At 39.3% G+C, this 13,811-nt stretch carries 6 protein-coding genes and 1 pseudogene; 6 read left to right on the top strand and 1 reads right to left on the bottom strand.

Features of this window, described 5'->3' with window-relative positions:
• The first annotated feature begins 680 nt into the window (after window positions 1–680).
• On the top strand, window positions 681–5,270 hold the full coding sequence (locus JCM14374_RS12380; RefSeq protein ID WP_054697971.1) for an AAA family ATPase: 4,590 nt from the start codon (window positions 681–683) through the stop codon (window positions 5,268–5,270).
• A gap of 86 nt (window positions 5,271–5,356) precedes the next feature.
• Window positions 5,357–5,494 carry a hypothetical protein gene (locus JCM14374_RS13685; RefSeq protein ID WP_157049116.1) on the top strand — a complete coding sequence of 46 codons (138 nt, stop codon included), beginning with the start codon at window positions 5,357–5,359 and terminating at the stop codon, window positions 5,492–5,494.
• Window positions 5,495–5,718: 224 nt separating this feature from the next.
• Here the strand turns inward: JCM14374_RS13685 and JCM14374_RS12375 are convergent, their stop codons facing one another.
• Window positions 5,719–6,567, bottom strand: a complete 849-nt coding sequence (locus JCM14374_RS12375; protein WP_054697968.1) for a GIY-YIG nuclease family protein — start codon at window positions 6,565–6,567, stop codon at window positions 5,719–5,721.
• 509 nt (window positions 6,568–7,076) lie between these two features.
• Here JCM14374_RS12375 and JCM14374_RS12370 point away from each other — a divergent pair.
• The 4 genes and pseudogenes from JCM14374_RS12370 to JCM14374_RS12355 all read left to right on the top strand — a co-directional run bounded on the left by JCM14374_RS12370 (window position 7,077) and on the right by JCM14374_RS12355 (window position 13,205).
• A pseudogene (locus tag JCM14374_RS12370) lies at window positions 7,077–8,358 on the top strand (IS110 family RNA-guided transposase).
• Between the two features lie 419 nt (window positions 8,359–8,777).
• The gene (locus JCM14374_RS12365) at window positions 8,778–10,313 is read left to right on the top strand and encodes an AAA family ATPase (RefSeq protein WP_054697965.1); all 1,536 of its coding nucleotides are present in this window, start codon (window positions 8,778–8,780) and stop codon (window positions 10,311–10,313) included.
• A 169-nt stretch (window positions 10,314–10,482) separates the two neighbouring features.
• Window positions 10,483–12,246, top strand: a complete 1,764-nt coding sequence (locus JCM14374_RS12360) for a DUF3109 family protein (protein WP_054697962.1) — start codon at window positions 10,483–10,485, stop codon at window positions 12,244–12,246.
• A 464-nt stretch (window positions 12,247–12,710) separates the two neighbouring features.
• Window positions 12,711–13,205 carry a hypothetical protein gene (locus tag JCM14374_RS12355; RefSeq protein WP_054697960.1) on the top strand — a complete coding sequence of 165 codons (495 nt, stop codon included), beginning with the start codon at window positions 12,711–12,713 and terminating at the stop codon, window positions 13,203–13,205.
• The last annotated feature ends 606 nt before the right edge of the window (window positions 13,206–13,811 follow it).

The following is a 13,811-nucleotide window of genomic DNA, read 5'->3' as shown; positions in this document are numbered from 1 at the left end:
AGTTTTTGCTGCTTTGACTGAAAAGTGGTACAAAAAATATTAGCGTTTTTGGTACATTTTATATTGACATTCACAACTCTTTATCATATAGCGATGTGGCTGAACAGTTGGAAATCAAATCCCTACCATTTTTCATTATATATGCAAACTATGTTTCAATAATGAAATAATTGATGGAGTCGAGCAGAAAAAACGGGCGATTCAATTTGAAATGTAAAGAAAAAACAAATTAAAAAGGAAAATTATGAGAAGCAGCGAAAGTTAGAAAAAAAAAAGCAGACGCAAATAGATTCTATAATCAACGACAGACCGAATTATGCAAAATAACTGGTTTCAACATAATCAGCTTTTGAGATATGCAGATGAATTAGAGAAATTTCTATTTACATGACAAGTGAAAGATACGATCTGTTGCGAAAATATATTGAGTTGGTTAGGGATAATGCAGATAAATGCAATCCGCTTAAAAGTATACTAGATCAAATGCGAGCAATAGAATTACCAGAAGAAAGTTAGTGCTTAGCCATAAGGTATCCCTCATACATCGATGGACGATTTGCCGCAACAATTGGTTCGATTACTGGATTTTAACGAGTAGGAAAACATTAATATCGATTACGATAAGGAGGTACAGTAGCAATAAGTCTCTAAATTGAAACATTGCTGCTGGATAATCGAATATGAAACGGAATCTATCAGCGGGTATAGCCGACCCGTACTGGTACGAATGGAGCGTGGGATTATACTACGCTCTTGATATGCTTGACCAAAATTCTAATGTTAAACACGTTCAACTTCAAGCTAACGATTCAAATAAGCTTGATGATGTTGTCGTAGCTAATCAGGATGGCAGTGCTAATCGTATTCAGGTCAAGCATACGCGCGTTAATGATGTATTCAATTTTTCCGACCTTGTTGGTTTAGACAAAAATGGCAACTCTCTGTTAAGCGGTATTTTCTCGGAATGGAAAATACTGAAGGCTAAACACAACCCGTGTAGAGCTACAATTTACTCAAATAGAAGTGGTGATGCTAAGATATCAGCAATTTTCGATACATTACGGGAACAGTTGCCTCGGATTGATGCATTATGTGATATATCTTTGACCCAATACGCTGCCGACTTTGAGAGTCTGTGTCAACAGTTGTCTCCGGACAATCCTGCTGAATCGCTTGAGTTTTTGAAAAACTTCTCTCTTAACCTTGGTCAAGATAACCTTGATAACCTTATTTGCGGCATACACAATAAGTTAGCGAGATATTTCAAAGTTGATGAAAGAACCATAGCGGGGTTGGATATTCAGCTTTGCGGAGCATTACGGATGTGGACAACTACTCTATCCCCGAATCGAACTATCACTAGAGATGATTTGTTTGAAGCACTTGCATTATCACAGGATAACTTTGTAGGAGAGCATAATCTACCAATTTGTGAGCCTTTTTTTACTTCGCGGGAGAGCTTTATCAATGATTTGGAACAAAAATTGACATCTCGAGAGAAACCTGTGTTTTTCCTCTCAGGGGAACCGGGGTCTGGGAAAACAAATATTATTAGTAGAATAGCAAATAAACCGAATTCAGTCATCTCTCTGAGGTTTCACGCTTTCAAACCTATGATGCCAGGCGACCAATTCATATCTGCGGATGAGGGCATAAATGAACCGAGGGACTTTTGGAGTGACCTACTCATCCAATTGCGCGATAAGTGCAAGGGAAGTATAGCCAAGTATAATATTCCTGTTTGCAACGGAATTTTACCCAACGTGGATAAACTCCGAGAGGAAGTATTGCGTATTGCGGAAGAATATGCACTTAATAGCGGAAAGACATTTGTGATTGCAGTTGATGGCATAGACCACGCAGTAAGAGCTGGTAAGAGTAAAACATTTTTATCGACTTTGCCCGATCCAAGTGCTGTTCCTGATAACGTCTGCTTTCTTATAGCCGGACAATCGCTGAAAAACTACACCGGCTACCCACAGTGGCTTTCCGGTGACGATGTTTTGCGTTTTGATGTCCCTGTTGTAGTTGAATCTGATTTGGTGCAGTTGCTTGCTGCAACCAACGTGAATTTTTCTGACTGTACAATAAATCAAATTGCACAGGTTATAATATCCTCAACTGCGGGGAATACGCTTTCATCTGTTTTCCTTGCACAAGAATGCACGGCTTTTACAAAACTTGAAGAACTGCAAGAACGTATAAATACTACATCAATTTCAAGCGGTTTGTCAGCATACTACAACTATATTTGGGAATCAAGCAAGAAGCAAATCCCAAGTAATTACTTCTATACAGATAATAATCTTGCTGTCGTATTGTCAATGCTATCCCAACCGATTTCCGCAAGCAAACTTGAAAAAATATTTAGGAGTTACAATATCCCTGTTCAATGTTGGGAGCGAATTCTTGATAATCTCTACCCCATTGTGATAAAAACGGGAAACTCTTATCAAGTGTTTCACAACGATGTACGGATATTTCTTGAAAACTATATGCGGACAAACACAGATGAGTATAAGATTACTTGTTCCACATTAGCTGATTTTGTATTTAGCGAACAAAACGAAGCTATCGAAAGGCACGTAACTGGATTTAAGCTTCTTAAATCCGCTGAACGGCTTATTGAGATGGTCGGATTATTTACCGCCGATTTTGTTATGGAGGCAATCGCACTTGAACGCCCGATGAATGAAATAATAGGTCAATTGGACGATTGTCTTAGCATCATCCGCGACAACAATGTTAACTTCCGTACTTTGGTCGCTTTTAGTTGCGCTTTGGAAACCATCAATCAATACCAGCAATCGCTCCAATGGGCAGATACTCCCCATTTAGAAAAACATGACCTGCCTGAAATATTGCCGTGCGAATATGGCGATACTTGTGATTTCGACTTATACAAAATTGATTCGGTATTATCTCAGATTGACTGGCTGATTGATGAAGGTAAATTTGATCGAGCCAACATTGCCCTTAATAATTGGCTTAGGGACTATTCCCCTTATACTTTGATTGAAAAGCTAAATAATGGAGAAGAGAAAGACATTAGAAAATATATACATGCTCATAAGGAAATACTTGAGAAGTGGGGCGGTATCAAATATAAATTGGGATCACCTGTTTATTTTGAAGATTGCAAAGATGACTCCCATGAGTTAGCGGTTGCCTATTTCAACAGTGGATTGGTATGTAAAGCCATGCATGAATCACCACAAAGAGGATTTGAGCTAATGCGAGGCGGCTTATTTTTTAAGAAAGATCACGAAGAAATGTTGCTTCAATTATTGAGAGCAAATTGCCAAGATTTAATTGAAAAGTATGCCGAGAACGATGGGTTGAATTCCTTTTCCATTGAATGCCAGCTTCGATTTTTATTCTGGTGCATTTTACATGACTGTGGTGAGTGGTGTACTGACATATTAATAAAGGTACTTGAACAGGGTTTTGATTTGATTTCCAAATCCGATGTGGATAATAAAGAGAACAGTTTTGAATGTTTTGCTATTACATTTTTTGTTATGTCACTTTATGACAACGACGAAAAGATAACGCCTCAGAGCTTTAAGGATTATGTAAAGACTGCTGTTATTAAATTGCTAGGATATGAAAAAAAACAAAACAGCTATGAATTTTGGTGGGCAAACAACCTGCTTTTGTGTTATCGCTTCTTAGCAGATATCATCAATTCCAGATTTAAGGGTATTTCGAGAACCACAATTAAAATTATACTGGATACTGTTTTTGAAGAGAAAGGTTTATGGGCGATAAGCACAATCAAGGCTGTTTCGGCTGTTAAAACCTTATTTGAAACATTTTTGACACTGTATATCAAATTAAACGACACGATAAAAGACTTCGTATTAGATTACTTAATTAGGAAGGTCGAAGAGACAAATAGCACATTGTTGATTGACATCTGGTGGACGCATCTTTATGAATGTGGGCGCACTGACATTCTTGAAAAGGTGTCGAGTAATTGGCTTAACCCTAATGACGGAAAAGTGTGGCAACTCGAACTTTACGAAACTATTGATGTAGCAAACAAGTTTATTGCACTTGCAAATACAAGCGGAGTTAATATTGATGTCAGTACCCTTAAAGAATTGCTTGCCTATAAGAAAGTCGGCTACGTTGGTAGAAAAGAATACTCGCTCTATAATCTATTGAGATGGTTTGAGTCTATACCCAAGCAAAACCTCACCTGGAATAATCCTGGCATAAAATTGTTGAACATTTCCGAATATGCATCAGAAACTGGCGACAACAGGGCTGACATTGCTGTTAGTGGAGCGGTAGCCGCAGTCGTTGGGACATTTGGTGCTTCGGCAGTGCTTAGTCTGATAAAAACCATCAAGCCGCAAAAACGCAATGATTTGCAACTTATTGCTGATGCAATCATATCGAGTTTTGAAGACGGTTCTTTCACTGAAGAAGAGGTCTTACTAATTTGGCAAACAGCACTTGGCATTTTTAAAATAGACCAGACTATGCCGAGATACAATGCGGCAAACAACATAAATTTAATCTATCTTTGTGATATCAGGACAGCAATAACCAACTTCCTTCAGCGTATTAATAAGTCAGACTTAATGAGTTGTATGAGGGAAATAGCTCAGTTTGAGTTTGATTATCAACTAAGCGAGCAAGAGCGTTCAACATACAAAATTCCAACAAGGTGGTTTGAATCTGATAACGAGTATCCAACTAAGAAGTATACAGATGAGGTAGACGGCAAAGCATTTGACGAGAGGGTTAGGTTCGTTTTAAAATCGGTTGAAAATGATAATAGCGGATATGTCGATATTATTCTCTCATTCTTCTATGCGGAAAGAGAAAATGAAAATTTTACTTATGACAATATTATTCAACTAATCAACGCAAAGCAGGGGAGACAAGACATCTACTCTTTTTCTTGGGATGGGACAAAACGCCTATATGATTGCCTCTACCCTATATTGGGCAGCAATGAAAGGGAATCAATTAAAAGAGAAATGTTTGAACACTATGATTATTGTAAAGAGCGGTTATCTTCCAACCATTCTTGGGTGTACCAAATTAATGAAGATTTCGGGAGTTGGTTATTATGGTTAGGAAAACTACAAGTTCCTGAACAGAGGTTGTATGCTTTTCAGCAACTACTTGATACGCACATGAAGTGGATTACAGCAAATGGGAGATTGGTATTCAAAGGCAAATACTGTGAGGACGTTGCTCTTGAAGCTGGGAATTGGACCGATGTTTGTAGCGAACTGAATCGATTACATTGAAGTAGTCTGATAGTTTAGGGAGGAGCAGCATCAGCCAAGTGGAATCTTCAATTCTATCCTTGAACGTTTGTAGGAGTTAAAATTTGGTGATTATAATCGGAGTAGCCATAGGATGTGAAGTGGAACGCAACTTATCAATTCATTGTTTGCCTTGTCAATTAATAGAATTTTGCCCCCCCTCAACTGAAATGCACACCCCCACCCTGGAATCGTTGAAAGATTGACAAGGGGTGTGCATTTGTATCATTTTATAGTAGGGTAGCCAGATTATCACTCAAATTTTGATACAAAGGAAAACCCAGCAATGCTGGGTTTTCTTGTGTTCTGGGGTAGTTAATCAGTTGGAATAGCGCCGATTTTAGAACTGTTTTTGAGGAAAAGTGCACCGGTTTGAAACGGGGTGTGCATCATCAGGTAAATGACATTGAGGGCTGACTTTTTTTATGTACTAACCTTCCTCGACCTCTTTAAGCGTTTTACCATCTTTGTTCTTCCATGTTTTTGGACCACTGACGCTGTTGCCAAGTACAAAGTCGGCGGCAGCTGACGAACTAGAGAAAAGGATATCTTCTTGTAGCGCCCAATCAACGACTTTTCCATTGGAAATATATTTTTCTCTTGCCCGAATCACTCCAGGACTTACCGAGTTATGAGAAACATTTGGACTGATCGTCGATCCTTTTAACACAACAAAACCATCCGGTACGACTTGTCCTTTTGCCAATACGCCTTTTGAATTTTGAATCGAGAACAGATTCTCATGCTGCGTCAGCCCTTCCGCAACTTGTGCAATAGGTTCGAACACTTTGTGCCCTAACGTATTAATGACGATTCTTGCATTGTGGATGAATTCTTCCATCTCAGCAGTGTCAGCTTCAGATAAGCTGGATTTTGTAGGAATGTTGCTGTTTTTAACAGTATACCTTCCAGCTTGCGTTGCAATATCATGGAATCGATTTTCGAGATATTTTATGTGTGCCTTGTTGAGGTTATCATCTTTACTGATAAAAACGATAACTTCTGTCCAAAAATCTTTTCCGTCCAAATGGGCTTTCAGACGCTCAAATATTAATTCTGACTCGCCAACGTATACCAACGGCAGTCCCGTATCATCATCCGTACCAAATAAAAAATAAATGCCAGACGAGCAGAGTTCTTTTCGATCAACACACTCCTTTACGGCCGTTCGCGGGATTTTATATGCCTTGCCAGTCCAGTTGGACATCTCGCATATCCAGCGACCGTTCGGGGTGCCGTCCAGCAGGAACAGTTTTATACTTTTACCGAAAACGGTCATGTTGCTCCTCCAGTCTCATTATTCGTTAATGACTAGCCTTTTTTTGATGCTAGTATATACTTCTTTATTTTAGAACTCTTTAATGTATATTAACAATAATTTTCGGTCTTTGAAGCGATTGACTTTTAACACATAGTTTTTGCGAAGTGTTTGGTGGGTTTATATTCTATTGATGTATGTTTTTTAGAAAACTTGAACTTAAGGAACCTACTATTTTGCGGAAATAAATAAATGTATAAAAAGATGCAGGAATTATATAGAATGACATAGAAGAAAATGGAAATAATGTTTAGATCAAAGTATGTAGTGAAGTATTTTTGTGGTAGAATATTTCAATTAATGCGGATCAATTACTCTGTATTTGTTGGATTACAGCGTTAATAAATCTTAAGGAGCATTCCTGTAATCAGTAAAAACGGTCTTTGAAAAAAGAGATGCCCATCTCTACAACGAAATTGTGCTGAATCCCGCAAAGACGGCACAAATCAAAGTAGAGGAGGCATCCCTATATGAAAAGTACACAAAATGAGAAGATTTCGCAAATCAAAACTTGGACCCTGGTGGTAGGCATTGATGTGGCCAAGGAGATCCACTATGCAAGAGCCTTTGATTACAGGGGGATTGAACTAGGCAAGCTGCTTAAATTCAGCAACACAGCAGAAGGTTTTCAGAAACTGGAGCAGTGGATGCAGTTATATATGCCAGCAGCACAACAAGACGGATATTATCGTCGGTTTCGAACCCACTGGACACTATTGGTTTACGCTGGGAGATTACCTAAAAAGCCAGGGCCATAGACTTGCGATAGTCAATCCGTTTCATGTCAAACGGACCAAAGAACTGGACGATAATAGTCCAACCAAAAACGACAGTAAAGATCCCAAGACCATAGCCATGCTGGTGAAAGACGGACGTTACCGCGAAGTCTACATACCAGAAGACGTGTACCAGGAACTGCGTGAGGCGGTAGCCGAACGCGACCGGCTGGTACAGCGGATGACCGCCATCGACAACCAAGTGGCCAGGTGGATTGATATCCACTTTCCAGAATACCAAACCATCTTTAGCGATTGGCAGGGCAAAGCAGCATTATTGACATTGCGGCACTTTCCGACCCCGGAAAAGATCGTATCAGCCGGTCCTGAAAAGATAGAGGCAATCTGGAAAAAATCCATGAAACGCAGTGCCGGGCTTAAGAAAGCACAGGAACTGGTTAAAGCAGCCGAAGAAAGCATCGGCAGGAAAACCGGCCTGGTAGCGGCAGAAGCCAGTCTGCAAAATCTACTTGCTGAATATGAGCTGTACAGAAGGCAATATGAACAACTGGAGCAGGTCATGATGGATCTCTTGAAGCAGGTTCCCAATGCGGAAAAACTTCTGGACATCAAAGGAGTTGGTCTGATCACGGCAGCTACCTTTGTGGGAGAAGTAGGCGACATCAACCGTTTTCAGGATCCACGTCAGATCCAAAAGCTAGCGGGATTCAACCTGGTGGAGAACAGCTCCGGCAAGCATAATGGCAAGACCAGAATCAGCCGCCGGGGACGAAGACGATTGAGACATGGGTTATTCATGGCCATGATAACGATCCTGGCCACCAATCAGGAATTTCGTATGCTGCATCAAAAGAATTTGATCAGGGAAAAGAATCCGTTAACCAAGATGCAATCAATAATAGCGCTCTGCGGCAAGCTCATCCGCGTATTCTACGGGCTATTAGGAAACGGCACCGATTACAGTGCGGATAAGATGCTAAGTGATATTGAACTGGGAATGAGAGCAGCAGCCTAGCCAGATTACTCATTAAATGTTCAGAGTTACTACGCCGCAGCAACTCAAAGAACCCATAGACTTGAAAACATCGAACCAATGGAAACGAAGAGCCGGGAGAGTCAGGTTGAATTTATCCCTCAGGGCCTAGACCCAGCTAAGGAGCATGACTGACATTCCACCTCTTGGGGAAGCAGGACGAAGGAATTTAGGGCGAAGACCCAGGAAGACATGGGAGGTTTGCTGCCAGGAGTTGATGTGGAATCCCAACGGCCGAAAATATTAAGAACATGCGGCTTAATGGAACACGCCCATCAACACCCGGAATCGCGCAGAACTGCGATAACCTAGAGAACACCACTTCGTTAACAAAATGAAATACTATGATTTTAAGAGTTATCACGAGAAAAGGAAAGATTATTAAGGGAGGATTATAAAGCATGGCTGATGGCTTTTGGGGAAGGGAAAAGGAAATAAATGACCTTGTTGTAGATTTTCAAAGCGTTAAGAATGGGCAAACTAGATTTGTTACTATTATTGGGGATACAGGGATTGGTAAAACGAGAATGGTGCAGGAGTTTTATCTTAGTCTTTGTATGAAACATGATCCTAGTGAATACTGGCCGAAGAACATTGGCGATACCCGACATACAATGTCTATCGTACCTAGTTTCAGTAATTTAGATGAAAATCGTGTTCATCAAATGCCATGGATGTGGATAGGACTGCGTTGTCAAAATTCCAATGAACGTAATAGTAGTACACAATTAGATTCAGCACTGAATCGATCGCGTCAGCAAATTGCCATGCATTTATCAGGTATATTCGAATCTCGTGCCCGGAAAAAACAGAATGCCAAAATAGGTAAGGCACTTATTACAGTGCTTGATTTTGCATTCCCAGGAATTAATTTCACAACTGAAGTTATAAAGACGATACTCGATTTTGTATCCAATGGAATTTCTCTAATTGATTCAGTAAACGATATTAAGAATACATTACTGAAAAAGAAAGGTTCAAACGATCGTTGTGAGAGAGTGTTAGTCCAGGAAAAAAGAAGTCTTGTGAACCAAACCATGGATGTTTTTGCCGCCCTTTTTAGTTTAAAGGAAAAATCGCTTCCAACTATTCCGCTAATATTAGTATTGGATGATGCTCAGTGGTTGGATCCTATTACGGCAGAATTTTTAAATCGCGTATTAGAACGTGGAATTAAAGAAAGATGGCCGCTCATGGTAATCGCTACTTGTTGGGAAAATAGTTATAAGGAACAGGCTGCTAAAGAATTTTCGGAATTATCGTTGCCACATATCTGTTCTGGATTTGAAAGCAGAGGCATATGTCGTTGTGTTTATCTATCTAAGTTATTAGATAAGGATGTCTTAGCAATCATTCAAAATGAATTACCACATATAGGTGTAGAGGCTCATAATGTGCTAGTTGAGAAATGCAGTGGAGATTTAGAATTATTATGGGAATATATAGCAAAACTTAAATTAACACCAGGTTGGATATCGAGTGATGGAACATTGAGAGTTTCTCTATATAAGGTGCGAGGCCTATCATCAAAGAAAAAAGAATTAGCAGTCGAACGAATTCTAAATTTAGATAACGGTTCTGTGGGACAAATATTGACATGCGGAAGTGCTCAGGGTACACAGTTTGATAAACTATTCATCGAACGATGCAAGCAAAATATCCCTTCAGTAGAGTTTAATCCAGAAGATTTAAGTTTGGCCGATAATCCTTATAACTTAACTCGGAATGTGGACCGCCCGATAATAGGGGAAATAGCCGAATTTAGACGTTTCCTATATTATGAGATTGCACGGGAATTTTTTGAAGAGAGTCCAGAAAAAGACCAAATTCAGGAAGTGTTAATGGATTTTTATCAAGAAATGATTGAAACTCATATAATAGACAAAATAGAACGCAACGAACAGATAAGGCTTTATGAGGAATATCTTTTTTGGTAGATAGATTAAGCCAAATTAACGAGAAAACAAGAAATTCAGTTAATATTGCACGTATATATTTAATGCAGTGCTACTTACAGGATGGCTTATTTGAAAACTGTATTAGGTTAGGTGAGACTATCATTAAAGATGGAACCCAAAGCATGATGATTTGTATCATATTTTGTGTATGCTAATTGAAGCATCTTTTGGTATGGGAAATACAAAACAAGAAGAAGAATACCTTGAATTATTCTCCAAATTTATAAGTGAGTCTGAAAATAGCGAACCATTGACTCTCATATATCAATCGCAATATTTGCAACGCTCTGGAGATGCAACAAAGGCAGTTGAATTAGCAGAAAAGGCATGTCAACTTGTAAAGCAAAGCACGGAAGCTCTAGCTTTCCGATGTTTTAGTCACAGAATTGTAGCTCATTTTTATGCGGGCAATAATATAAAAGGAAAGCAGTATATCGCGGAAACAGAAGAACAGTTCTCTGGATTCCTCTCTTCTAATGCAGCAGCGAAGGCTTTAATAGATCATTCTGCAGGCTTAATATTGCATAATCTTGATCTTAACAAACAGGTTGTTACGAGGAACGTAAATAATATTAAATATTACCAAGAGACGGCTGATCATTATAATTATCTATTATCTAAAGTCAATTTATCTGATGCTCTGATGGGCAGTGGAAAACTAATAGAAGCAAAAATAGAGGCAGAGTCTGCATACACTGAGGCCTGTTTAGGCAATTGGAAACATGCCTGGAATATTGCTGCAATATGTTACGCTAATGTTTTAGCCTGTCAAAAACAAGCATCCAAAGCTTTAATATATTATGAAGAAGGGATAGGTATTTCAAAGGCTATAGGGCATCAATGGGATACTCTTTATGGTCAATTATGGTATTGTCTTGCATTAACAGATATGGGGGATCCATATTCTGCTCTGAAGAAATTGGAACAAATAAAATTAAAATGCTCAGAAAATAAATTTGATTATTTGGAATCGGTTAGCGCCACTTTTCTTCTTATTGCCGCAACAAAATTAGAGGTAGTACCTTGGCATCGAGAAGAAGCAGAAGAGTTGTTAAAATTAACAGAGAAAAACGAAACCCCTGGTTTAACAGCCCAAGCGGCTGCTGCTATGCTACTCCTGTTTCCAAATCTAGAACAAGTAAATCGAGAAGTAGCCGACATTATGATTAATTCATGTTTAAACTGTGAAGGAGTAAAGGGACGCCCTGAGATCATCTATATAGCTATTGAAAGGAATCCTTGGGTAAAGAAACATAAAAACTTCACAAACATGGATCGCTGGATAGACATTTATATTCAACCGATTCTTTCATATTATGATGATGACGAATCGAGTTTTCAAGAACATTTTCCTTCTAGTCCAAAACTAGCACCGTGCTCTTTTCCGCAATGCGAAGCATATTGTTGTTATGATGGAGTGTATTTAGAACCGGGAGAAGAAGAGATGCTGGTTGAGTTTGTTAACAAATACCCTGAACTGTTTCCAGATATTCCAAAAGAGTATATTGTTGATGGCAATTGGTTGAACTTGGTGACAGGAAGAAAAACTGCTACGCGTGTATATCACTATGAAAAAGAAAACTATCCATCCCATTTCCATCATACGCGTTGTGTAATGGCCGACGAACGAGGGTTTTGTTCCTTACAGAAGGCAGCGGTACAATTGGATCTTCATCCTTGGCATGCAAAACCTATCGCTTGCTGTGCCTTTCCGTTAAGGGTTATGGCGGGGCGACCTGTACCTCCGCCAGTTCAAGGAGAGCCTGATCCTGATTATGTTGACGAAAGTTACCCCGGATATGTAACGTTTTTGCCCTGTGGTAAAGATGTTGAAAATGGAGTTATGTGGCATAAAGTATTGCGGCAAGAATGTACCTATATTGAAATGCGGGAAGAAAAAGATCACAAATAGTATTGGTGATCTTTTAAGAGAAAACCCTATCCCTACTAGTGTTGTCTTCTTAAAAAATCACCGGAATACCGGACTGGAGAAGGCTGCAAATTTGCGATTCTTTGCACCCCCCTCTTGGAATCGTTGAAAGATGGGCCAGGGGTGTGCAGTGGTATCATTTTATAGTAGGGTAGCCAGATCTTAAAGGTTCTAACCAATGAAAAGATGAAGGGCGATACCAGGTGACAAAAAATCTACAACGCTGATTATCTAACCAAACGACGGGTCAAAAACAAGAGGGAACTGCCACAATATTATTATGAAGATACCCCGCAATTAATGACAAGATCTGGGAGCTGGTACAGCTGGAACTGGAAAGGCAGAAGCAATATTGCCGGGACCATCATATATCTACATATCATAAGAGTAGTGAAAAACACCCGCTGTCAGCCAGGATAATCTGCGCGACCTGCGGGTGTACTTATATGCTCATAGGCTCCAACAGGAAAGGTGAAGAAGGGAAGAAGTACTGGTGTTGCAGCAGCTTTATAGATAAGCGGGGGACCGAGATTGAAGGGCGGATGTTTGCGCCGGAGCCGCGCTATACCAAGCCGGTGACGGATAGATACTCACTTTATAAAGCCAAGCACCGCAAGCTACCGCAGGAACGGCAGATGCTGTGTACCGATATTTGGATTCCAGCCGGTGAACCCGAGCGGGCATTTATAAAAGCCTGGAACTGGCTGGTTGATAATAAAGAAACTTATTTGCAGGAGTGGGAGCGGGCTATTAACGGGGAGGATTTACTCAAGGTTTATCGGGCTAAGGAATTGTTAAGATTGGTTGAGTGGGTTGGGCATATTGATTCACTGCCGTATGAGCTGATTTTTAAAACTCTGGATGATGTAGAGATTGGAACGGACGCCAAACCTGAGGTTATTTTTTTGGGGGACCAGGGTTACGATTCTAGACAGAGATAATTGGATTAAAGTTACAAAAACGCTAAAATGTAACCACTAATACGAATTCCTTCAGACGCTTAAAGACATATAGATAAATCTAATTTGGTTATTGAGTAAGAACGACTATATGATATACATCAGAGGAAACTACATCAATTACTAACGAAATAATCATAAAATAATTTCAATTTTGAAATATTATTTTGGTTGGACAGACAGATTATATGCTCCTAGGTAGGAGAGACAATATAAAGTCTTTACTATAGAATTAATTTATTAAGGAAGTGGTTTTTGTATATGAGCAAAATATTTAAAACCACTGCATTTTTATTATTAATTTGCGCAGTGGTATTTAGTATAATATTTCAACTTTCTCTATCAGACCATGCGAATTGGATAAGCAGAGTATATACTGTCCTGATCGTCCTTGTACCACTAATTGCTATATCAGGTATATTATATGGCATATCCAATATTATTAATCTTCTTAATGAGATTTTATCTATCGTAAAAAAAATAAACAAGGCGAAAAGTGACGAATAAAATGGCAATTTTTTTAGCATAGAAATGAAAAAGTGTCAAGGGGACAAGTGTCAAGGGAAGTGTCAAGGGGATAAGTGTCAA

Source organism: Syntrophomonas palmitatica JCM 14374 (assembly GCF_001311885.1).
In the GTDB taxonomy this organism is placed as follows: Bacteria; Bacillota; Syntrophomonadia; order Syntrophomonadales; family Syntrophomonadaceae; genus Syntrophomonas_A; species Syntrophomonas_A palmitatica.
This window is presented reverse-complemented; position numbering and strand designations above follow the sequence as displayed.

Bases quoted from the DNA above. Each gene is read 5' to 3' on its own strand.
- JCM14374_RS12380 (WP_054697971.1), top strand. From the start codon at position 681: ATGAAACGGAATCTATCAGCGGGTATAGCCGACCCGTACTGGTACGAA.
- JCM14374_RS12375 (WP_054697968.1), bottom strand. From the start codon at position 6,567: ATGACCGTTTTCGGTAAAAGTATAAAACTGTTCCTGCTGGACGGCACC.
- JCM14374_RS12365 (WP_054697965.1), top strand. From the start codon at position 8,778: ATGGCTGATGGCTTTTGGGGAAGGGAAAAGGAAATAAATGACCTTGTT.
- JCM14374_RS12360 (WP_054697962.1), top strand. From the start codon at position 10,483: ATGCTAATTGAAGCATCTTTTGGTATGGGAAATACAAAACAAGAAGAA.
- JCM14374_RS12355 (WP_054697960.1), top strand. From the start codon at position 12,711: ATGCTCATAGGCTCCAACAGGAAAGGTGAAGAAGGGAAGAAGTACTGG.